The organism is Burkholderia sp. A2 (genome assembly GCF_001729305.1).
GTDB classification, from domain to species: Bacteria; Pseudomonadota; Gammaproteobacteria; order Burkholderiales; family Burkholderiaceae; genus Burkholderia; species Burkholderia sola.
This window is the reverse complement of record NZ_LZXX01000083.1, coordinates 66,379-87,753: the sequence shown is the minus strand read 5'-3', so window position 1 is coordinate 87,753 and position 21,375 is coordinate 66,379. Positions and strand designations below refer to the sequence as shown.

The following is a 21,375-nucleotide window of genomic DNA, read 5'->3' as shown; positions in this document are numbered from 1 at the left end:
CGTCAAACTGAGATAATCGGACATCCGATTTTTTCAGACCGACTCTGCCGCCAGCATGGCCCGAACCCAAGCCGAACCGCCAGCCAGCCAGCCCGACGCGCGTGCCGCGTGGCTGCGCGACCAACTCGAGCGGGCGAACTACGCCTATTACGTGCTCGACCAGCCGGATCTGCCCGATGCCGAATACGACCGGCTGTTCCGTGAGCTGCAGCAGCTCGAAACCGACCATCCCGAACTCGTGACGCCCGATTCGCCGACGCAGCGCGTCGGCGGCGAAGCGGCCGGCGGCTTCACGCCGGTCGTCCACGATGCGCCGATGCTGTCGCTGAACAATGGCTTCGCCGACGAGGACATCGTCGCGTTCGACAAGCGCATCGCCGACGCGCTCGCGAAGACGACCGATCTCGCCGGCTCGGTGACGGACCCCGTCGAATACGCGTGCGAACTGAAGTTCGACGGCCTCGCGATTTCGCTGCGCTACGAGCAAGGCGTGTTCGTGCAGGCCGCGACGCGCGGTGACGGGACGACGGGCGAGGACGTGACCGAGAACGTGCGCACGATCCGCTCGATTCCGCTCAAGCTGAAGGGCAAGCACGTGCCGACCGTGCTCGACGTGCGCGGCGAGGTGCTGATGTTCAAGCGCGATTTCGCACGCCTGAACGAACGCCAGCGCGCGGCCGAGCAGCGCGAATTCGCGAACCCGCGCAACGCGGCGGCCGGCAGCCTGCGCCAGCTCGACTCGAAGATCACCGCGCAGCGGCCGCTGTCGTTCTTCGCGTACGGGATCGGCGTGCTCGACGGAATGCCGATGCCCGACACGCACAGCGCGCTGCTCGACTGGTACGAGGCGTTCGGCCTGCCGGTGAACCGCGAGCGTGCGGTCGTGCACGGCGCCGAAGGCTTGCTCGACTTTTTCCGCAAGGTCGGCGAGAAGCGCGAGTCGCTGCCGTACGACATCGACGGCGTCGTCTACAAGGTCAACCGGCGCGACGAGCAGGAGCGGCTCGGCTTCGTGTCGCGTGCGCCGCGCTTCGCGCTCGCGCACAAGTTCCCCGCGCAGGAAGCGCTGACGAAGCTCGTCGCGATCGACGTGCAGGTCGGCCGCACCGGCGCGATCACGCCGGTCGCGCGTCTCGAGCCGGTGTTCGTCGGCGGCGCGACCGTGACCAACGCGACGCTGCACAACGAGGACGAAGTGCGCCGCAAGGACATCCGGATCGGCGACACCGTGATCGTGCGCCGCGCGGGCGACGTGATTCCGGAAGTCGTCGGTGCGCTGCTCGACCGGCGCCCGCCGGACGCGGCCGAATTCGTGATGCCGACCGAATGCCCGGTGTGCGGCTCGAAGATCGAGCGCCTGCCGGACGAGGCGATCGCGCGCTGCACGGGCGGGCTGTTCTGCCCGGCGCAGCGCAAGCAGGCGCTGTGGCATTTCGCGCAGCGCCGCGCGCTCGACATCGACGGCCTCGGCGAGAAGATCATTGACCAGCTCGTCGAGCTGAATCTCGTACGTACGCCGGCCGACCTGTTCAATCTCGGTTTCGCGACGCTGGCCGAGCTCGACCGGTTCGCGGAGAAGTCCGCGCAGAATCTGCTCGATTCGCTCGAGAAGGCGAAGCATACGACGCTCGCGCGCTTCATCTACGGGCTCGGCATCCGCCATGTCGGCGAATCGACCGCGAAGGATCTCGCGAAGCATTTCGGTTCGCTGACGCCGATCATGGATGCGTCGATCGAGGAGCTGCTCGAAGTCAACGATGTCGGGCCGATCGTCGCCGAGTCGATTCACCAGTTCTTCGCGGAAGAGCACAACCGCACGGTGATCGAGCAGTTGCGCGCGCCGGGCAAGGTCACGTGGCCGGAAGGGCCGCCCGCGCCGAAGGCGCCGCAGGGCGTGCTGGCCGGCAAGACGGTCGTGCTGACGGGCACGCTGCCGAATCTCACGCGCGATGCGGCGAAGGAGATGCTCGAAGCGGCCGGCGCCAAGGTGGCCGGTTCGGTATCGAAGAAGACGGATTACGTGGTCGCGGGCGCCGAAGCCGGCAGCAAGCTCGCGAAGGCCGAGGAACTCGGCATCCCCGTGCTGGACGAAGACGGTCTGCACCAACTCCTGGAGGGCAATACGCCATGATTCGCGAGATCCTGAAGATGGGCGATCCGCGCCTGCTCGAAGTCGCCGAACCGGTCGATCGGTTCGATACGCCCGAGCTGCACGAGATCGTCGCGGACATGTTCGAGACGATGCACCACGCGAACGGCGCCGGGCTGGCCGCGCCGCAGATCGGCATCGGGCTGCAGATCATCATCTTCGGCTTCGGCAACAACAACCGCTACCCGGATGCGCCGCCGGTCCCGGAGACCGTGCTGATCAACCCGAAGGTCGAGTACCTGCCGCCGGACATGGAAGAGGGCTGGGAAGGCTGCCTGTCGGTGCCGGGCATGCGCGGCGTCGTCAGCCGCTACGCGAAGGTGCGCTACAGCGGCTTCGACCAGTTCGGCGAGAAGATCGACCGCATCGCCGAGGGGTTCCACGCGCGCGTGGTCCAGCACGAATACGACCACCTGATCGGCAAGCTGTACCCGATGCGGATCACCGACTTCACGCGCTTCGGTTTCACCGAGGTGCTGTTCCCGGGGCTCGACCCGGCCGACGACGACTGATCGGACGCTCTCGCGCAGAAATGAGAAAGCCCGCTTGAAGCGGGCTTTTTCATTGCATGGCGCACAGGGTGCGCTTGCGGTCAGAACGTCTCGTCGGCGGACAGGTAACGCCATTGGCCCTGCGGCAGCGCGCCGAGCATCACGCGGCCCATCCGCACGCGCTTCAGGCCGATCACGTCGAGGCCGACCAGTTCGCACATGCGGCGAATCTGGCGCTTCTTGCCTTCGCGCAGCACGAAGCGCAACTGCTCGCCGTTCTGCCAGCTCACCAGCGCCGGCTTCAGCGCGACGCCGTCGAGTTCGAGGCCGTGGCGCAGTTTCGCGAGCGATTCCGCCGGGAAGTGCTGGTCGATGTCGATCAGTCGTTCGCCGAAGCGCACGCGCACCAGGTATTCCTTGTCGATGTCCGACTGTTCGCCGATCAGCTGCTTCGCGATCACGCCGTTTTGCGTCAGCACGAGCAGGCCGGTGGAGTCGATGTCGAGACGGCCGGCCGGCGCGAGCGCATGCAGGTGCTGCGGCGAGAAGCGCACCGGCGAATGATCGCCGCTCCAGCGGTTCGCGCGCGTGATCAGCGCGGCCGCCGGCTCGTAGCCGTCTTCCGCCTGGCCCGACACGTAGCCGACCGGCTTGTGCAGCAGGATCGTCACTTGCGCGGCCTGCGCGGCGCTCGCGCGCTCGTCGATCTCGATCTTCTGGTCGGCGCGCACCTTGGTGCCGAGCGTGTCGATGCGTTCGCCGTCGACGAGCACCCAGCCCTTTTCGATCCATTCGTCGGCTTCGCGGCGCGAGCACATGCCGAGTTCGGACATCCGCTTCGACAGGCGCATCAGGCCCGTTTCGTCGCCGTAGTCGACGTCGGCCGCCGCGCGCTTGACCGGCTGCGCGGTCTTCACCGCACCGAACGAACGGCGCTCGCCGTCGCGCGCCGGGCGGGCCGGGCGGTCGCCGAAGCTGCGCTTCGCGCCTTCGCCGGTTGCCTTGTCGCGGTAGGACGGGCGTTTACCTTCGTCGCTACCTGCTGCGCGACGCGGACGTGCATCATCATCGCTGCGGCGGGCAGGGCGATCGGACGACGGGCGGCGGTCGCCGAAGCTGCGCTTCGCGCCTTCGCCGGTTGCCTTGTCGCGGTAGGGCGGGCGTTTGCCTTCGTCGCCACCGGCACGACGCGGCCGTGCATCGTCGTCGCTACGGCGCGGCGGACGATCGGACGACGTACGGCGGTCGCCGAAGCTGCGTTTTGCGCCTTCGCCGGCTGCCTTGTCGCGGTAGGACGGGCGTTTGCCTTCGTCGCTACCTGCTGCGCGACGCGGACGTGCATCGTCATCGCTGCGGCGGGCAGGGCGATCGGACGACGTACGGCGGTCGCCGAAGCTGCGCTTCGCGCCTTCGCCGGCTGCCTTGTCGCGGTAGGACGGGCGCTTGCCCTCGTCGCCACCGGCACGACGCGGCCGTGCATCATCGTCGCTACGGCGCGGCGGCCGCTCCGACGACGTGCGACGGTCGCCGAAACTGCGCTTCGCACCTTCGCCGGCTGCATTGTCGCGATACGGCGCGCGCGTGCCGCGTTCGGCGCCGCCGTCACGCGGCGCACGCTTGACCGGTGCGCGATCCGCGCCCGGGCGTTCTGCGCCGGCGGCGCCGCGCGGCTTGAACGCACGCTCGCCGGTGGCGGCGGCTGCAGCGGGCGCCTTCTTCGGGCGGGCCGGTTTATCCCCCGCGGGCGGCGCGGCGGGGCGCACCGCCTTGCGGGCGACGAGGCTGCCGGAGCGGACAGGGGCGCGGGTCGGCGACGCCGGCTTCGGATTCTTGACGGTTAATTTGGTGCGCATAAACGCTGGGATTCATTCAGACTGCGATCGCACGCAGCAATTCGGTTTCGAGCTGGATCTGCAGGCGGTTGTCGGACAGGCCGGCGCCCGCGAGCAGGAAGATGTCTTCGACGCGCTCGCCGAGCGTATTGATCCGCGCCGCATGGACGCCGATCCGATGTTCGGCGAGTACGCGCGCGATCGAATAGAGAAGGCCCGGCCGATCGTTGGCCGACACGGACAGGATGTAGTACTGACCGCGCTCGTCGGCCCGCAGGTCGACGCGCGGCGTGATCGGAAACGTCCGGGACAGCCTCGACAGGCGGCCCTTCGACGGCTCCGGCAGCGTTGCGGTTTCGGCGAGCCGCGTCGCGAGCTGCTGCTCGACGAGATTCGCGATGTCGCGGTAGCGCACGTCGCGTTCGGTTTGCGTGACGATGAAGTTGTCGAGCGCGTAGCCGTGCCGCGTCGTGCTGACGCGCGCATCGAGCACCGACAGCCCGTTGCGGTCGAAATACGCGCAGATGCCCGCGAACAGGTCGGGGCGATCCTTCACGTACACGAGCACCTGCAGCGCGTCGCCGATCGGCGACGGCCGCGCGCGGACGATCGCCGTTTCGGCGTTCACGTGCCGGTACAGCACGCGCGTCTGCCACGCGATGTCGGCCGCGTCGTGACGCAGGAAGAAACCGACGTCGAGCTGATCCCACAACGCACGGTGCGCATCGTCGGGCACGGTTTCGAGGCGCAGCAGCGCGAGCGCCTGCTCCTGCCGCGACTTCAGTTCCGAATGCGCATCGGGATTCGCGCCGCCGAGCACCGCGAGCGTGATGCGGTACAGATCCTCGAGCAGCTTGCCCTTCCACGTGTTCCACACCTTCGGGCTCGTGCCGCGGATATCGGCGACGGTCAGCAGGTAGAGCGCGGTCAGGTACCGTTCGTTGCCGACGACCTCGGCGAAGCGCTTGATGACTTCGGGGTCGCTCGTGTCCTGCTTCTGCGCGACCTGGCTCATCGTCAGGTGATGCTGGACGAGCCACACGATCAGCGCGGCGTCGTCGCCGGCGATCCCGTGCTCGCGGCAGAAGCGCCGCGCGTCGGCCATCCCGAGCGTCGAGTGATCGCCGCCGCGGCCCTTCGCGATGTCGTGGAACAGCGCCGCGACATACAGCACCCACGGGCGCTCGAAATTGCCGATCAACTGGCTGCAGAACGGATACTCGTGCGCATGTTCGGCCACCGCGAAGCGGCGGAGGTTGCGCAGCACCATCAGGATGTGCTGGTCGACCGTGTACACGTGGTACAGGTCGTGCTGCATCTGGCCGACGATGCGGCGGAAGTTCAGCAGGTAGCGGCCGAGCACGCTCGTCTGGTTCATCAGCCGGAACGCGTGCGTGATGCCTTCGGGCTGCTGCAGGATCCGCATGAATGTGGCGCGGTTTTGCGGATCGCGGCGCCACGTGTTGTTCATGATTTCGCGCGAGTTGTACAGCGCACGCAGCGTGCGGGCGGACAGGCCTTTCACGCCGCGCGTCGTTTCGTACAGCAGGAACGCTTCGAGGATCGCGTCGGGGTGGCGTTCGAACACGCCGTCGTCGACGATCTCGAGCATCCCCTGTTTCTCGACGAAGCGATCGGCCGACAGCACGCGCGTGATGCCGCTCGTCGCGGGGAAGAGTTGCGCCTCGATGTTCTGGATCAGGATCGTCGCGAGCTGCGTGACGGCTTTCGCGGCCCAGTAGTAGCGGCGCATCAGTTGCTCGCTCGCGCGCTTGGCCTGCGTCGGCTGGTAGCCGAAGCTCTCGGCGGCCTGCGTCTGCAGGTCGAACACGAGCATGTCCTGGCGGCGCCCGGCGATCACGTGCAGCCGCGCGCGCAGCGTTTTCAGGAAGCCTTCGTTACGGCGCAGCTCGCGCGCTTCGCGGTCGGTGATGAGGCCGCGCGTGTCGAGTTCGCGCCAGCTGCTGCCGAAGCCGGCCGCGCGCGCGATCCACAGGATCGTCTGCAGGTCGCGCAGCCCGCCGGGGCTTTCCTTCACGTTCGGTTCGAGGCTGTACGGCGTGTCCTGGCACTTCGCGTGGCGCTGGCGCATCTCGAGCACCTTCGCGGTGAAGAACGCGCGGGCGTCGAGCGCTTCGTGGTAGCGCACGGTGAAGCGCTCGAACAGCGCGGTGCTGCCGACGATGCGGCGCGCTTCCAGCAGCGAGGTCTGCACCGTGACGTCCTGCGACGCCTCCTCGATGCACTGTGCGACGGTACGTACGCTGCTGCCGATCTCGAGGCCGAGGTCCCACGCCATGCCGATGAAGCGCTCGATGCGCGCGTCGAGCGCCGCGTCATGCGCATCGGGCAGCAGCACGAGGATGTCGACGTCGGAATAGGGCGCGAGTTCGCCGCGCCCGTAGCCGCCGACGGCGACGAGCGCGAGCGTCGCGGGCAGCCCGCATTCGTCCCACACGCGCTTCAATGCGTCGTCGGTGAGTTTCGACAGCGCGTGCATCAGCGACGCGACGTTCGCCGCGCGGCGAAAGCGCTCGAGCATCGCCGTCTTGGCGGCCTTGAATTCGGCGCGCCGCGACAGCGCTTCGGGCGAGGGGGCAGCGTGAGCGCTCATGGGCGACCGTTCAGGTGCGGGGCGGGGCGGGCTGGCGCGACGGCGCTCAGACGGCGGCGGCCGGTTGCGCGAACACGGGGCGCGCCGGCGTGCCGGCCGACACGGTCAGCACTTCGTAGCCGGTTTCGGTGACGAGCACCGTGTGCTCCCACTGCGCGGAGAGGCTGCGATCGCGCGTCTTGACCGTCCACTGGTCGGGCATCGTGCGGATGTCGCGCTTGCCGGCGTTGATCATCGGCTCGATCGTGAAGATCATCCCGGCCTTCAGTTCGATGCCGGTGCCCGGGCGGCCGTAGTGGACGACCTGCGGATCCTCGTGGAACACCGTGCCGATGCCGTGGCCGCAGTATTCGCGCACGACGCTGTAGCCCTGCGCCTCCGCGTGCTTCTGGATCGCGTAGCCGATGTCGCCGAGGTGCGCGCCGGGCTTGACCTGGTCGATGCCGAGCCACATGCATTCGTAGGTGGTCTGCACGAGACGCTTCGCGAGGATCGAACCCTCGCCGACGATGAACATCCGGCTGGTGTCGCCGAAATAGCCGTTCTTGATCACGGTGATGTCGATGTTCAGCGCGTCGCCGTTCTTGAGCACCTTCTCGCCGGGAATGCCGTGGCAGATCACGTCGTTGACCGAAATGCAGGTGGCCTTCGGGTACGGCGGGTAGCCGGGCGGCTGATAGTTCAGCGGCGCGGGGATCGTGCCTTGCTCGTTGAGCATGAACTCGTGGCAGAGGCGGTCGAGTTCGGCGGTCGTGACGCCCGCGACGACGTGCGGCGTGATGAAGTCGAGCACTTCGCTGGCGAGACGGCAGGCGACGCGCATCTCCGCGATATCGTGTTCGTTTTTGAGCGTAATAGCCATCGAGGTATGCCTGGAATGCGGTGAATTGACGGATTATCGCACCTTATGGCGGGCCTCGCAGCCCCTGCGGGCCGCGCGGATGCGGGTTTTCGAGGATTGTCCGGCCCGCGGCCGCGCGGCAAGCGAAAGTGCCGTGCGACTTGAGAGCCGACAAATCCGCGTGCTATACTCTTTGGCTAAGTCGACATCCAAATTTGCCGTCGTGCCCCATCTTGGGGCGGCATCGCGGTGAAAGGCTTACGGCACGGGCGTTTTGCACGTGCCGAATCGCAAGCCGGCGCAACCAGGGTGCCGTCCGTGCGGAATCCCCGCCCTTTCAAGGCGGGTTCGCGCGGCGGTACGGCAGCCGGCTTAAGACCCAACCCTCGTGGAGAATTTACATGGCAGTTACGATGCGCCAAATGCTGGAAGCGGGTGTCCACTTCGGTCACCAGACGCGCTTCTGGAACCCGAAGATGGCACCGTTCATTTTCGGTCACCGCAACAAGATTCACATCATCAACCTCGAAAAGACGCTGCCGATGTTCACGGACGCACAGAAGTACGTGCGTCAGCTGGCAGCGAACCGCGGCACGATCCTGTTCGTCGGCACGAAGCGCCAGTCGCGTGACACGATCGCCCAGGAAGCGCAACGTGCGGGCATGCCGTACGTCAACGCACGCTGGCTCGGCGGCATGATGACCAACTTCAAGACGCTGAAGGTGTCGATCAAGCGCCTGAAGGACATGGAAGCGGCCGTCGAAGCGGGCGAAACCGAGAAGATGAGCAAGAAGGAAGCGCTGCTGTTCGAACGCGAAATCGCCAAGCTGCAGAAGTCGATCGGCGGCGTGAAGGACATGGGCGGCATTCCGGACGCGATCTTCGTCATCGACGTCGGCTACCACAAGATTGCCGTCACGGAAGCGAACAAGCTGGGTGTGCCGGTCATCGCCGTGGTCGATACGAACCACTCGCCGGAAGGCGTGGATTACGTGATCCCGGGTAACGACGACTCGAGCAAGGCAGTCGCGCTGTACGCCGAAGGCGTGGCCGACGCGATCCTCGAAGGCCGTGCGAACGCGGTCAACGAAGTGGTCCAGGCCGCACGCGGCGACGACGAATACGTCGAGGAAAACGCGTAACTGGCCCCGAGCCGGCGCAAAAAGGGGGCTCTCAACAGGCCCCCTTTTTTTAAGCTTGTGCGCCGGACCTGATCGCGCCGAATCGGCGCGGGTCCGGAAACGAATCTCGGCCGTTCGCGTCCAAGCGGGCGGCGTTGTGAATACAGACTCAAGGAGCGAATGATGGCGGCAATTACCGCAAGCATGGTGGCAGAACTGCGCGCGAAGACCGACGCACCGATGATGGAGTGCAAGAAGGCGCTGACGGAAGCCGACGGCGATCTGGCCAAGGCTGAAGAACTGCTGCGCGTGAAGCTCGGCAACAAGGCGAGCAAGGCCGCATCGCGCGTGACGGCAGAAGGCGTCGTCGCATCGTTCGTCGGCGGCAACGCAGGCGCGCTGGTCGAGCTGAACTGCGAAACCGACTTCGTCGCGAAGAACGACGACTTCCTCGCGTTCTCGAAGACGGTGGCAGAACTCGTCGCGACGCAGAACCCGGCCGACGTGGCCGCGCTGTCGGCGCTGCCGCTCGAAGGCTCGACCGTCGACGCAGTGCGTCTGGCGCTGATCGGCAAGATCGGCGAGAACGTGTCGATCCGCCGTTTCGTCCGTTTCGAAACCGCGAACAAGATCGCGACGTACCTGCACGGCGCGCGTATCGGCGTGATCGTCGAGTACACGGGCGCGGAAGAGCAGGTCGGCAAGGACGTCGCGATGCACATCGCCGCGATGAAGCCGGTCGCGCTGTCGTCGGCCGACGTGCCGGCGGAACTGATCGAGACGGAACGCCGCGTCGCCGAGCAGAAGGCTGCCGAATCGGGCAAGCCGGCTGAAATCGTCGCGAAGATGGTCGACGGCAGCGTCCAGAAGTACCTGAAGGAAGTGTCGCTGCTGAACCAGACGTTCGTGAAGAACGACAAGCAGACGATCGAGCAGATGCTGAAGGCGGCGAATGCGGCAGTGCAGAAGTTCGCGCTGTTCGTCGTCGGCGAAGGCATCGAGAAGCGCCAGGACGACTTCGCCGCCGAAGTGGCCGCGCAAGTCGCAGCAGCCAAGCAGCAGTAAGCAGTTCGCAGTATCCGCGGCGGGGCGTCCGCTCCGCCGCGGCCGGCGGCGCCGCCGGCCGGCCGGGAACCCCGGTCCGGTCGTCGGCGCTTGCCCGAATCAGTATTTCGCCCCTACAGTTCGTGGTTGTCATCCTCTCGTCGCTCGGAAGCCCCTATGTCCAATGCCTATAAACGCGTCCTCCTCAAACTCTCCGGCGAAGCGCTGATGGGCGACGATGCCTTCGGCATCAATCGCGCGACGATCGAACGGATGGTGGCCGATATCGCCGAAGTCGTGCGTCTCGGGACGCAGCTCGCGGTCGTGATCGGTGGCGGTAATATTTTCCGCGGCGTCGCGGGCGGCGCGGCCGGCATGGATCGCGCGACGGCCGACTACATGGGGATGCTGGCGACGATGATGAACGCGCTGGCACTGCAGGACGCGATGCGCCACGCCGGCATCGAGGCGCGCGTGCAGTCCGCGCTGCGCATGGACCAGGTCGTCGAGCCGTACATCCGGCCCCGCGCGATCCGTCAGCTCGAGGAAGGCCGCGTCGTGATCTTCGCGGCCGGCACCGGCAACCCGTTCTTCACGACGGATACCGCCGCCGCGCTGCGCGGCTCGGAAGTGGGCGCCGAAGTCGTGCTGAAGGCGACCAAGGTCGATGGCGTATATTCTGCCGATCCGAAGAAGGATCCGTCGGCCACGCGCTACACGACGATCAGCTTCGACGAGGCGATCAGCCGCAACCTGCAGGTGATGGACGCGACGGCGTTTGCGCTGTGCCGCGACCAGAAGCTGCCGATTCGCGTGTTTTCGATCAACAAGCCGGGCGCGCTCAAGCGCATCGTGCTGGGCGAGGACGAAGGTACGCTCGTCCACGTGTAAACTCCCGCGGATGCGGGCGACCGGCGCGGGTTGCCGGCCGCGGCGCGCGACGTGCGTCGGGCGGGGCCCGCGTTCTTTGAAGGTTTGAAGGTTCGGAGGTTGAAATGAGTGTCGCTGATGTGAAGAAGGGCGTCGAGCAAAAGATGCAGCGCTCGATCGAAGCGTTCAAGAACGATCTGGCCAAGATCCGTACGGGCCGTGCACACACCGGTCTGCTCGATCACGTGCAGGTCGACTACTACGGCTCGATGGTGCCGATCTCGCAGGTCGCGAACCTGACGCTCGTCGACGCGCGCACGATCGGCGTGCAGCCGTGGGAAAAGAACATGGTCGCGAAGGTCGAGAAGGCCATCCGCGAAGCCGATCTGGGCCTGAATCCGGCGACGACCGGCGACCTGATCCGCGTGCCGATGCCCGCGCTGACGGAAGAGCGCCGCCGCGAGCTGACCAAGGTCGTGAAGAGCGAAGGCGAAACGGCCAAGGTCGCGATCCGCAACCTGCGCCGCGACGCGAACGAAGCGCTGAAGAAGCTCGTGAAGGACAAGGAAATCTCGGAAGACGACGAGCGCCGCGCGAGCGACGACGTGCAGAAGCTGACCGACAAGCACGTTGCCGAAATCGACAAGCTCGTGCAGACCAAGGAAGCCGAGATCATGACGGTCTGACGACCGTCCTCGCGCGCCGTCTTCTTCCCGCATTACTGTCTCAACGGCCATGACCTATACCAGCTCTACCGTTCGCGTGCCTGACGTCGGCGTCGTGCCGCGTCACATCGCGATCATCATGGACGGCAACGGCCGTTGGGCGACCGAACGCCGCTTGCCGCGCGTCGCGGGGCACACCCGCGGCGTCGATGCCGTGCGGGCGGTGGTCGAAGGCTGCGCGCGCGCCGGCGTCGAATACCTGACGCTGTTCGCGTTCAGTTCGGAAAACTGGCGTCGGCCGAACGACGAAGTGTCGTTCCTGATGCGGCTGTTCATCACCGCGCTCGAGCGCGAAGTGGGCAAGCTGCATGCGAACGGGATCCGCCTGCGCGTCGTCGGCGATCTCGACCGTTTCGAGCCGCGCATCCGCGAGCTGATTCGTCGCGCCGAGACCAAGACGGCGCGCAATACCCGTCTGACGCTTACCATCGCGGCCAACTACGGCGGCCGGTGGGACATCCTGCAGGCGACGAAGAAACTCGTCGAGCAGGCGGTGCGCGAAGGTCGCGAGGTCGAAGTGACCGAGGACGCATTCGCGCCGCACCTGGCAATGGCTTACGCGCCGGAGCCCGATCTCTTCATCCGTACCGGCGGCGAGCAGCGCGTCAGCAACTTCCTGCTGTGGCAGCTCGCGTACGCCGAATTCTATTTCACCGACAAGTACTGGCCGGATTTCGACGGCGCGGCACTGGCCGACGCGCTGGCGTCGTATACCGAGCGCGAGCGCCGTTTCGGGCGCACGAGTGCACAGCTCGAACCGCAATCGCAGAACGCCGACTCCCTTTCATGCTGAAAACCCGTGTGATCACGGCGATCGTGATGCTGGCGGTGCTGCTGCCGGTGACGCTGTTCGCGCCGCTCGCCGGGTTTGGCGCGCTGATCGGCGTCGTTCTCGTGTTCGCCGCGTGGGAGTGGGCGCGCCTGCTGAAGCTCGGTGGTGCCGCTCCGATCGTCTATGCGGGCGTCGCGGCGCTCGCGCTCGGGGCCACCGCCCCGTTCGGCGTCGATGCGGCTTCGTCCCGTCCCCTTTTCATGGCGGCCGGCGTGTTCTGGCTGCTGGTCGGCCCGTTCGCGCTGCGGCGCAAGCCCACGCTCGCGGGCGGCGTCTGGCGGCCGTTCCTGCTGGCCGCCGGCCTTGTCGTGTTCGCCGCCTGCTGGCACGCGCTCGTTGCAGCCCGCGCGCAGGGCGTGCCGTTCGTGCTGTCACTGCTTCTGGTCGTCTGGCTGGCCGATATCGGCGCATACTTCGCGGGCAAGGCCTTCGGAAAGCGTAAACTGGCCATCACGATCAGCCCCGGCAAGAGCTGGGAAGGCGCGATCGGCGGCTGGTTCGCGGTGATGGTCGTCGGCGGTGTCGCGATGGCCATGCATGCGTTCGAACCGACCCTGTTTTCTGCATTCGCCGCGCGCTACGGGATGCCCGGCGCGTGGGCCGCGCTGACGCTGCTGGTCGCGTACAGCGTGATCGGGGACCTGTTCGAGTCGCTGCTGAAGCGGCAGGCGGGCGTGAAGGATTCGAGCGGACTGCTGCCGGGCCACGGCGGCGTGCTCGATCGTGTCGACGCGCTGCTGCCGGTGCTGCCGCTCGCGATGCTGCTGCTTGGTTAAACCATTATTTCTGTTATGCAAAAACGTCTGACATTGCTCGGTTCCACGGGCTCGATCGGAGACAGCACGCTCGACGTGGTGGCGCGCCATCCCGAGCGCTTCTCGGTCTACGCGCTGACCGCGCACCGCAACGGCGACAAGCTCGTCGAGCAGTGTCTGCGCTTCGCGCCTGAAGTGGCGGTGGTCGGCGATGCCGCGACGGCCGCGCACGTCGACGCGAAACTGCGCGCGGCGGGCAGCAAGACGGTCGTGCTGCACGGCCCGCAGGCGCTCGTCGACGTGTCGAAGAGCAACGGCTGCGACACGGTGGTCGCGGCGATCGTCGGCGCGGCCGGCCTTGCGCCGAGCCTGGCGGCCGCCCGCGCCGGCAAGCGGATCCTGCTCGCGAACAAGGAAGCGCTCGTGATGTCGGGTGCGATCTTCATGGACGCCGTGCGCGACCATGGCGCGATCCTGCTGCCGGTCGACAGCGAACACAACGCGATCTTCCAGTGCATGCCGCGCGACGCGGCCGAGCACGGCGGGATCTCGAAGATCATCCTGACCGCATCGGGTGGCCCGTTCCGCACGCGCGAACCGGCCACGCTCGTCGACGTGACGCCGGACGAGGCGTGCAAGCACCCGAACTGGGTGATGGGCCGCAAGATCTCGGTCGATTCCGCGACGATGATGAACAAGGGCCTCGAGGTGATCGAGGCGCACTGGATCTTCGGGCTGCCGGGCGACCGCATCGACGTGCTGATCCATCCGCAGAGCGTGATCCATTCGCTCGTGTCGTACCGCGACGGCTCGGTGCTCGCGCAGCTCGGCAACCCCGACATGCGCACGCCGATCGCACATGCACTCGCGTTCCCCGAGCGCGTCGACGCGGGCGTCGACCAGCTCGATCTCGCGCAGATCGCCCAGCTGTCGTTCGAGAAGCCCGATTACGCGCGCTTCCCGTGCCTCGCGCTCGCGCTGAAGGCGCTCGAGGAGGGCGGTATCGCGAGCGCCGCATTGAACGCGGCGAACGAAGTGGCAGTCGAAGCATTTCTCGAGCGCCGGATCGGCTTCATGGCGATCGCGGCGACGGTCGATGCGGTGCTCAACGCGCTGCCGAACCGCGCGCCCGACGGGCTCGACGACGTCCTCGCGGCGGATGCCGAGGCTCGCCGCCTCGCCGCCGCGATCATTGCAAAAGCGCCTGCGCCACGCGTGGAGCGTACGGTCTGAATGAGGTGCTCATGAACGTGCTGGTCGAACTGGTCGCGTTTGCGGTGGCGATCGGGGTACTGGTCGTCGTGCATGAGTACGGACACTATCGCGTCGCGCGCTGGTGCGGCGTGAAGGTGCTGCGTTTCTCGATCGGCTTCGGCCAGCCTGTCGCGCGCTGGGTCAGCCGCAGGACGGGCACCGAGTGGACGCTGTCCGCGCTGCCGCTCGGCGGCTACGTGAAGATGCTCGATGAGCGCGATCCGGGCCCGGGTGGCATTCCGCCCGACGAGCTCGGCCAGGCATTCAATCGCCAGTCGGTCTACAAGCGCATCGCGATCGTCGCGGCCGGCCCGATTGCGAACTTCCTGCTGGCAATCGCGCTGTTTTCCCTGGTATTCGCCACCGGCGTGACCGAGCCGGCCGCGATCGTCGCGCCGCCGGCCGCCGGCACGGCGGCGGCCCGTGCGGGCTTCGACGGCAGCGAGACGGTCGTGTCGATCCGCAATGCGCAGGGCGGCGAGTCCGAGCCGGTGCGATCGTGGTCGGACCTGCGCTGGAAGCTGCTGTCGGCCGCGTTCGACCATCGCGAGGTCGTGCTCGGCGCGCGTGACGGCAATGCGACCTTCGATTTCCGCGTCGACCTTCGCAACGTCCCCGACAGCCAGCTCGACGACGACTTCATGGCCCATCTGGGTTTCGAGGCCGGCGGCGGCACGTTGTCGGTCGCGTCGGTGCAGCCGGGCAGCGCGGCGGAGCAGGCCGGCCTGAAGGTCGGCGACAAGCTGGTCGCGCTCGACGGCAAGCCGATCGGCGGCGCGTCGCGCTTCATCGATGCGGTGAAGCACCGTGCGGGCCAGCCGCTCGAGCTGCGGATCGAGCGCAACGGCGCCGCGCAGACGGTGCCGATCGTGCCGCAGATGCAGCGCGACGACGAATCGGGGCAGCAGGTCGGCCGGATCGGCGCGGCGCTGTCGATGCACGCGCCATCGGTGGACGTGCGCTACGGGCCGATCGAGAGCCTGCGGCTCGGCGCGCATCGCACGTGGGACATTTCCGTGTATTCGCTGAAGATGTTCGGGCGGATGATCACGGGCAACGCGTCGCTGAAGAACCTGTCCGGCCCGGTGACGATCGCCGACTACGCGGGCAAGAGCGCGCGGCTCGGTCCGTCGGCCTTCCTGTCGTTCCTCGCCCTTGTCAGCATTAGCCTTGGCGTCCTGAACTTGTTGCCGATTCCCGTTTTGGACGGGGGGCATCTGTTATATTATGCGGTTGAAGCCGCGACCGGGAAAGCCGTCTCGGAGCGCTGGCAGCTGATTCTGCAAAGAGCCGGGTTGATCTGCATCGTCGCGTTGTCGGCGATCGCGCTGTTCAATGATCTGGCTCGGTTAATCCATTTCTGAAGCGTCAGGCGGCGGCCGGTGGTCAGCCGCCTGATTTGATGCAGCTAAATATTGGGGATGCATGTTGTTCAAACCTCATCGCTTTGTACCTAAGACAGTTGCAGCGGCCGCGCTCGCCGCGTACGGCCTCGCGGCGCATGCAGCGGCACCGTTCGTGGTGCAAGACATCAAGATCGAGGGGCTGCAGCGCGTCGAAGCGGGTTCGGTGTTCGCCTATCTGCCGATCAAGCAGGGCGATACCTTCACGGACGACAAGGCATCCGAAGCAATCCGCGCGTTGTACGCGACGGGCTTTTTCAACGACGTGCGCATCGCCACGCAGGGCAACGTCGTGATCGTGCAGGTGCAGGAGCGTCCGGCCATCGCGTCGATCGACTTCACCGGCACGAAGGAATTCGACAAGGACAACCTGACGAAGGCGCTGCGCGCGGTCGGCCTGGCCGATGGCCGCTACTACGACAAGGCGCTCGTCGACAAGGCGGAGCAGGAGCTCAAGCGCCAGTACCTGACGCGCGGCTTCTATGCGGCCGAGGTCAAGACGACGGTCACGCCGGTCGACGCGAACCGCGTGTCGATCCTGTTCGCGGTCGCCGAAGGCCCGAGCGCGAAGATCCGCCAGATCAACTTCATCGGCAACAAGGCATTCAGCACCAGCACGCTGCGCGACGAGATGCAGTTGTCGACGCCGAACTGGTTCTCCTGGTACACGAAGAACGACCTGTACTCGAAGGAAAAGCTCACGGGCGACCTCGAGGCCGTGCGCTCGTACTACCTGAACCGCGGCTACCTCGAGTTCAACATCGAGTCGACCCAGGTGTCGATCTCGCCGGACAAGAAGGACATGTACCTGACGGTCACGCTGCATGAAGGCGAGCCGTACACGGTGTCGGGCATCAAGCTGTCGGGCAACCTGCTCGATCGCGAGGCCGAACTCAACAAGCTGATCAAGATCAAGCCGGGCGACCGCTTCTCGGCCGAAAAGCTGCAGCAGACCACCAAGTCGATCGTCGACAAGCTCGGCGAATACGGCTACGCATTCGCGACCGTCAACGCGCAGCCGGACATCGACCAGGCGAACCACAAGGTGAACCTGAACCTCGTCGTCGATCCGAGCCGCCGCGTGTACGTGCGCCGCATCAACGTGGTCGGCAATACGCGCACGCGCGACGAAGTGGTGCGCCGCGAAATGCGCCAGCTCGAAAGCTCGTGGTTCGACTCGAACCGCCTCGCGCTGTCGAAGGACCGCGTGAACCGCCTCGGCTACTTCACCAACGTCGACGTGACGACGGTGCCGGTCGAAGGCACGAACGACCAGGTCGACGTGAACGTGAAGGTCGACGAAAAGCCGACCGGCGCGATCACGCTGGGCGCCGGCTTCTCGTCGACGGACAAGGTCGTGCTGTCGGCCGGCGTGTCGCAGGACAACGTGTTCGGTTCGGGCACGAGCCTGTCGGTGAACGTCAACACCGCGAAGAGCTACCGCACGCTGACCGTCACGCAGGTCGATCCGTACTTCACGGTCGACGGCATCAAGCGGATCACCGACGTGTTCTACCGCACGTACCAGCCGCTTTACTATTCGACGAGCTCGAGCTTCCGGATCATCAGCGCGGGCGGCAACCTGAAGTTCGGCATTCCGTTCTCGGAAGTCGACACCGTCTACTTCGGCGCGGGCTTCGAGCAGAACCGCCTCGACGTCGATTCGAACACGCCGCAGAGCTACCAGGATTACGTGAACCAGTTCGGCCGCGTGTCGAACACGGTGCCGCTGACGGTCGCATGGTCGCGCGACGCGCGTGACAGCGCGCTGATTCCGAGCCGCGGCTACTTCACGCAGGCGAACATGGAGTACGGCGTGCCGGTCGGCAAGATCCAGTACTACAAGGCGGACCTGCAGGCGCAGTACTACTATTCGTTCTCGCGCGGCTTCATCCTGGGCCTGAACCTGCAAGGCGGCTACGGTAACGGTATCGGCAACCCGTACCCGATCTTCAAGAACTACTACGCGGGCGGTATCGGCTCCGTGCGGGGCTACGAGCCGAGCTCGCTGGGCCCGCGCGACACGAAGACGAACGACCCGATCGGCGGTTCGAAGATGCTGGTCGGCAACATCGAGCTGACGTTCCCGCTGCCGGGTACCGGCTACGACCGCACGCTGCGCGTGTTCACGTTCCTCGACGGCGGTAACGTGTGGGGTAACGCGCCGGGCGGCACGAGTACGGGCGCCAACGGCCTGCGCTACGGCTACGGCGTGGGTCTCGCGTGGATCTCGCCGATCGGCCCGCTGAAGCTGAGCCTCGGCTTCCCGCTGCAGAAGCACGAAGGCGACCAGTACCAGAAATTCCAGTTCCAGATCGGGACGGCGTTCTGACCGAACGCATGACAACAGCAACGAGAGGGTAATTTTGCTAACCGGTAAGTTTTCGAAACGAGTGATGTGCGCGTTGACCGTTGCGCTGGCCTTGGGCGCGGCAACGGTGCACGCACAGGACGTCGCCCGCATCGCGGCGGTCAATTCGGATCGGATCCTGCGCGAGTCGGCGCCCGCGAAGGCGGCGCAGACGAAGCTCGAAGCCGAGTTCGCGAAGCGTGACAAGGATCTGCAGGACCTGGCGGCGCGCCTGAAGTCGATGTCCGATTCGCTGGACAAGAACGGCACGTCGCTGTCGGCGGCCGATCGCGCGCAGAAGCAGCGCGATCTCGCGCAGCTCGACACCGACTTCCAGCGCAAGCAGCGCGAGTTCCGCGAAGACCTGAACCAGCGTCGCAACGAAGAGCTGGCGGCCGTGCTGGAAAGGGCGAACAAGGTCATCAAGCAGATCGCCGAGCAGCAGAATTACGACCTGATCGTGCAGGAAGCCGTGTACGTCAGCCCGCGCATCGACATCACCGACAAGGTGCTCAAGGCGCTCGCGTCCGGCTCGACGAACTGAACGGAGCAGACGACGAATGGCATTGACGCTTGAGGCACTCGTAAAGCGGTTCGGCGGCGAGATCGCCGGCGACGCCCAGTGCACGGTCAGCGGCCTCGCGCCGCTCGATCAGGCAGGCCCTCAGCAGCTCGCGTTCCTCGCGAACCCGAAGTACCTGTCGCAGGTCGACACGACCCGCGCCGGCGCGGTGCTGATCGCGCCGAAGGATCTGGAAAAGCTGGGCGCGGCCGCGAAGGGTCGCAATTTCATCGTGACGCCGAATCCGTACGCGTATTTCGCGCGCGTCGCGCAGATGTTCATCGATCTCGCCACGCCGCCGCGCGCGGCCGGCGTGCATCCGAGCGCGACGATCGATCCGGCCGCGCAGGTCGCCGCGACCGCGGTGATCGGCCCGCACGTGACGGTCGAAGCCGGCGCGGTGATCGAAGACGGCGTGCAGCTCGACGCGAACGTCTTCGTCGGCCGCGGCACGACGATCGGCGCCGGCTCGCATTTCTATCCGAACGCATCGGTGTACCACGGCTGCAAGATCGGCCCGCGCGCGATCGTCCATTCGGGCGCCGTGATCGGCTCCGACGGCTTCGGCTTCGCACCGGATTTCGTCGGCGACGGCGACGCGCGCACCGGCAGCTGGGTCAAGATCCCGCAGGTCGGCGGCGTGACGATCGGCCCGGACGTCGAAATCGGCGCGAACACGACGATCGACCGCGGCGCGATGGCGGATACCGTCATCGAGGAATGCGTGAAGATCGACAACCAGGTGCAGATCGGCCACAACTGCCGGATCGGCGCGTACACGGTGATCGCCGGCAGCGCCGGCATCGCGGGCAGTACGACGATCGGCCGCCATTGCATGATCGGCGGCGCGGCCGGGATCGCCGGCCACGTGACGCTCGGCGACTACGTCATCATTACCGCGAAGTCGGGCGTATCGAAGTCGCTGCCGAAGGCCGGCATCTATACCAGCGCGTTCCCGGCCGTCGACCACGGCGAATGGAACAAGAGCGCCGCGCTCGTGCGCAACCTCGACAAGCTGCGCGAGCGCATCAAGGCGCTCGAAGCCGCGCTCGCCGCCCAGGGCGGCGCGGGCGCCTGAGCGCGTCATGCGAGACCACGAACCGGGCACGGCCAGCGCAACCGGCCCGGTTTGCCAGACTGGGCCGCGCGGCGGCCCGCTTCAGCCTTTGCATCACCACCGCGCAGCCTCTGCGTGAGACGAACCATCATGAGCACTGAAAAAATCAATCTCGACATCCACAAGATCCTCACGCTGCTGCCGCATCGCTACCCGATTCTGCTCGTCGACCGCGTGCTCGAACTCGAACCGCACAAAGGGATCAAAGCGCTGAAGAACGTGTCGATCAACGAGCCGTTCTTCCAGGGGCACTTCCCGAAGCGGCCGGTGATGCCGGGCGTGCTGATCCTCGAGGCGCTCGCACAAGCCGCGGCGCTGCTGACGTTCGCGGAAGAGCAGCCGAAGGATCCGGAGAACACGCTGTACTACTTCGTCGGGATCGACGGCGCCCGCTTCAAGCGCGTGGTCGAACCGGGCGACCAGCTGATCCTGAACGTGACGTTCGAGCGCTACATCCGCGGCATCTGGAAATTCAAGGCGGTGGCGGAAGTGGACGGCAAGGTGGCGGCGGAAGCCGAACTGATGTGCACGGTCAAGACGGCCGACGCGGCGCCCTGAGCGACGCGGCACGCATGGATAACATAACGCGAGCAACGCGACACATCATATCGAGAGGCAACGGCGCATGACCAGGATTCATCCTACCGCGATCGTCGAGCCGGGCGCGCAGATCGACGAATCGGTCGAGATCGGCCCGTACGCGATCGTCGGCCCGCACGTCACGATCGGCGCGCGCACGACGATCGGCTCGCACAGCGTGATCGAGGGCCATACGACGCTCGGCGAGGACAACCGCATCGGCCATTACGCGTCGGTCGGCGGCCGTCCGCAGGACATGAAGTACAAGGACGAGCCGACGAAGCTCGTGATCGGCAACCGCAACACGATCCGCGAATTCACGACGATCCACACGGGCACCGTGCAGGACGTCGGCGTGACGACGCTCGGCGACGACAACTGGATCATGGCCTACGTGCATATCGGTCATGACTGCCGCGTCGGCAACAACGTGATCCTGTCGAGCAACGCGCAGATGGCCGGCCACGTCGAGATCGGCGATTTCGCGATCGTCGGCGGCATGTCGGGCGTGCACCAGTTCGTGCGCATCGGCGCGCATTCGATGCTGGGCGGCGCGTCGGCGCTCGTGCAGGACATCCCGCCGTTCGTGATCGCGGCGGGCAACAAGGCCGAGCCGCACGGGATCAACGTCGAAGGGCTGCGCCGGCGCGGCTTCTCGGCCGACGCGATCTCGGCGCTGCGCAGCGCGTACCGCTTGCTGTACAAGAACGGCCTGTCGCTCGAGGAAGCGAAGGTGCAATTGCGCGAGCTCGCGGAAGCGGGCGGCGACGGCGATGCACCGGTGAAGGCGCTCGTCGAGTTCATCGACGCGTCGCAACGCGGCATCATCCGCTAAG

At 66.4% G+C, this 21,375-nt stretch carries 18 protein-coding genes; 15 read left to right on the top strand and 3 right to left on the bottom strand.

The features are described 5' to 3' along the window. The first annotated feature begins 55 nt into the window (after positions 1-55). Both ligA and def read left to right on the top strand, forming a co-directional pair. Positions 56-2,131, top strand: a complete 2,076-nt coding sequence (ligA, locus tag A9Z05_RS08275; protein WP_069617670.1) for an NAD-dependent DNA ligase LigA — start codon at positions 56-58, stop codon at positions 2,129-2,131. Continuing rightward, complete coding sequence (gene def, locus A9Z05_RS08270) at positions 2,128-2,661, top strand: peptide deformylase (RefSeq protein ID WP_069617669.1); 534 nt, start codon at positions 2,128-2,130, stop codon at positions 2,659-2,661. The genes ligA and def overlap by 4 nt, the downstream gene beginning before the upstream one ends. An 80-nt stretch (positions 2,662-2,741) precedes the next feature. On the opposite strand, the gene A9Z05_RS34320 is transcribed toward def, so the two are convergent. Genes A9Z05_RS34320 through map form a run of 3 tightly spaced genes read right to left on the bottom strand, consistent with a single transcriptional unit; the run spans position 2,742 to position 7,948 of the window. Further along, positions 2,742-4,493 carry a pseudouridine synthase gene (locus tag A9Z05_RS34320; protein ID WP_084044164.1) on the bottom strand — a complete coding sequence of 584 codons (1,752 nt, stop codon included), beginning with the start codon at positions 4,491-4,493 and terminating at the stop codon, positions 2,742-2,744. A gap of 16 nt (positions 4,494-4,509) precedes the next feature. Next, positions 4,510-7,086, bottom strand: a complete 2,577-nt coding sequence (locus A9Z05_RS08260; protein WP_069617668.1) for a [protein-PII] uridylyltransferase — start codon at positions 7,084-7,086, stop codon at positions 4,510-4,512. Between the two features lie 46 nt (positions 7,087-7,132). Continuing rightward, positions 7,133-7,948 (bottom strand): type I methionyl aminopeptidase, encoded by an 816-nt coding sequence (gene map / locus A9Z05_RS08255; protein WP_069617667.1) that lies wholly within the window; start codon positions 7,946-7,948, stop codon positions 7,133-7,135. Positions 7,949-8,328: 380 nt separating this feature from the next. Between map and rpsB the strand changes: the two genes are divergently transcribed. The 13 genes from rpsB to lpxA all read left to right on the top strand — a co-directional run bounded on the left by rpsB (position 8,329) and on the right by lpxA (position 21,374). Beyond that, positions 8,329-9,069 (top strand): 30S ribosomal protein S2, encoded by a 741-nt coding sequence (rpsB, locus tag A9Z05_RS08250; RefSeq protein ID WP_069617666.1) that lies wholly within the window; start codon positions 8,329-8,331, stop codon positions 9,067-9,069. Positions 9,070-9,231: 162 nt separating this feature from the next. Beyond that, positions 9,232-10,113, top strand: a complete 882-nt coding sequence (gene tsf, locus A9Z05_RS08245) for a translation elongation factor Ts (RefSeq protein ID WP_021159104.1) — start codon at positions 9,232-9,234, stop codon at positions 10,111-10,113. A gap of 156 nt (positions 10,114-10,269) precedes the next feature. After that, on the top strand, positions 10,270-10,983 hold the full coding sequence (pyrH, locus tag A9Z05_RS08240) for a UMP kinase (RefSeq protein ID WP_006402648.1): 714 nt from the start codon (positions 10,270-10,272) through the stop codon (positions 10,981-10,983). A gap of 104 nt (positions 10,984-11,087) precedes the next feature. Then, on the top strand, positions 11,088-11,648 hold the full coding sequence (gene frr, locus A9Z05_RS08235; RefSeq protein WP_006478492.1) for a ribosome recycling factor: 561 nt from the start codon (positions 11,088-11,090) through the stop codon (positions 11,646-11,648). Between the two features lie 49 nt (positions 11,649-11,697). After that, positions 11,698-12,480, top strand: a complete 783-nt coding sequence (gene uppS, locus A9Z05_RS08230; protein ID WP_034188847.1) for a polyprenyl diphosphate synthase — start codon at positions 11,698-11,700, stop codon at positions 12,478-12,480. Continuing rightward, positions 12,474-13,295, top strand: a complete 822-nt coding sequence (locus A9Z05_RS08225; protein ID WP_069617665.1) for a phosphatidate cytidylyltransferase — start codon at positions 12,474-12,476, stop codon at positions 13,293-13,295. The genes uppS and A9Z05_RS08225 overlap by 7 nt, the downstream gene beginning before the upstream one ends. Positions 13,296-13,310: 15 nt before the next feature. After that, positions 13,311-14,507, top strand: coding sequence for a 1-deoxy-D-xylulose-5-phosphate reductoisomerase (locus tag A9Z05_RS08220; RefSeq protein ID WP_069617664.1), 1,197 nt, complete (start codon positions 13,311-13,313; stop codon positions 14,505-14,507). A gap of 11 nt (positions 14,508-14,518) precedes the next feature. Then, complete coding sequence (rseP, locus tag A9Z05_RS08215) at positions 14,519-15,892, top strand: RIP metalloprotease RseP (protein WP_069617663.1); 1,374 nt, start codon at positions 14,519-14,521, stop codon at positions 15,890-15,892. A 61-nt stretch (positions 15,893-15,953) separates the two neighbouring features. Next, positions 15,954-18,263, top strand: coding sequence for an outer membrane protein assembly factor BamA (bamA, locus tag A9Z05_RS08210; RefSeq protein WP_069617662.1), 2,310 nt, complete (start codon positions 15,954-15,956; stop codon positions 18,261-18,263). 64 nt (positions 18,264-18,327) lie between these two features. Further along, positions 18,328-18,825: an OmpH family outer membrane protein gene (locus A9Z05_RS08205; RefSeq protein ID WP_048248617.1), complete on the top strand. Its 498-nt coding sequence runs from the start codon at positions 18,328-18,330 to the stop codon at positions 18,823-18,825. Between the two features lie 16 nt (positions 18,826-18,841). Then, positions 18,842-19,921: a UDP-3-O-(3-hydroxymyristoyl)glucosamine N-acyltransferase gene (gene lpxD, locus A9Z05_RS08200; protein WP_069617661.1), complete on the top strand. Its 1,080-nt coding sequence runs from the start codon at positions 18,842-18,844 to the stop codon at positions 19,919-19,921. A gap of 129 nt (positions 19,922-20,050) precedes the next feature. Continuing rightward, complete coding sequence (gene fabZ / locus A9Z05_RS08195) at positions 20,051-20,518, top strand: 3-hydroxyacyl-ACP dehydratase FabZ (protein ID WP_006495559.1); 468 nt, start codon at positions 20,051-20,053, stop codon at positions 20,516-20,518. Positions 20,519-20,585: 67 nt separating this feature from the next. After that, a complete protein-coding gene (gene lpxA, locus A9Z05_RS08190) occupies positions 20,586-21,374 on the top strand; it encodes an acyl-ACP--UDP-N-acetylglucosamine O-acyltransferase (protein WP_050012895.1) in 789 nt (262 codons plus the stop codon). Position 21,375: the final 1 nt, after the last annotated feature.

Excerpts from the sequence above, each read along its gene's own strand:
- ligA (WP_069617670.1), top strand. The coding sequence starts at position 56 with ATGGCCCGAACCCAAGCCGAACCGCCAGCCAGCCAGCCCGACGCGCGT.
- def (WP_069617669.1), top strand. The coding sequence starts at position 2,128 with ATGATTCGCGAGATCCTGAAGATGGGCGATCCGCGCCTGCTCGAAGTC.
- A9Z05_RS34320 (WP_084044164.1), bottom strand. The coding sequence starts at position 4,493 with ATGCGCACCAAATTAACCGTCAAGAATCCGAAGCCGGCGTCGCCGACC.
- A9Z05_RS08260 (WP_069617668.1), bottom strand. The coding sequence starts at position 7,086 with ATGAGCGCTCACGCTGCCCCCTCGCCCGAAGCGCTGTCGCGGCGCGCC.
- map (WP_069617667.1), bottom strand. The coding sequence starts at position 7,948 with ATGGCTATTACGCTCAAAAACGAACACGATATCGCGGAGATGCGCGTC.
- rpsB (WP_069617666.1), top strand. The coding sequence starts at position 8,329 with ATGGCAGTTACGATGCGCCAAATGCTGGAAGCGGGTGTCCACTTCGGT.
- tsf (WP_021159104.1), top strand. The coding sequence starts at position 9,232 with ATGGCGGCAATTACCGCAAGCATGGTGGCAGAACTGCGCGCGAAGACC.
- pyrH (WP_006402648.1), top strand. The coding sequence starts at position 10,270 with ATGTCCAATGCCTATAAACGCGTCCTCCTCAAACTCTCCGGCGAAGCG.
- frr (WP_006478492.1), top strand. The coding sequence starts at position 11,088 with ATGAGTGTCGCTGATGTGAAGAAGGGCGTCGAGCAAAAGATGCAGCGC.
- uppS (WP_034188847.1), top strand. The coding sequence starts at position 11,698 with ATGACCTATACCAGCTCTACCGTTCGCGTGCCTGACGTCGGCGTCGTG.
- A9Z05_RS08225 (WP_069617665.1), top strand. The coding sequence starts at position 12,474 with ATGCTGAAAACCCGTGTGATCACGGCGATCGTGATGCTGGCGGTGCTG.
- A9Z05_RS08220 (WP_069617664.1), top strand. The coding sequence starts at position 13,311 with ATGCAAAAACGTCTGACATTGCTCGGTTCCACGGGCTCGATCGGAGAC.
- rseP (WP_069617663.1), top strand. The coding sequence starts at position 14,519 with ATGAACGTGCTGGTCGAACTGGTCGCGTTTGCGGTGGCGATCGGGGTA.
- bamA (WP_069617662.1), top strand. The coding sequence starts at position 15,954 with ATGTTGTTCAAACCTCATCGCTTTGTACCTAAGACAGTTGCAGCGGCC.
- A9Z05_RS08205 (WP_048248617.1), top strand. The coding sequence starts at position 18,328 with ATGTGCGCGTTGACCGTTGCGCTGGCCTTGGGCGCGGCAACGGTGCAC.
- lpxD (WP_069617661.1), top strand. The coding sequence starts at position 18,842 with ATGGCATTGACGCTTGAGGCACTCGTAAAGCGGTTCGGCGGCGAGATC.
- fabZ (WP_006495559.1), top strand. The coding sequence starts at position 20,051 with ATGAGCACTGAAAAAATCAATCTCGACATCCACAAGATCCTCACGCTG.
- lpxA (WP_050012895.1), top strand. The coding sequence starts at position 20,586 with ATGACCAGGATTCATCCTACCGCGATCGTCGAGCCGGGCGCGCAGATC.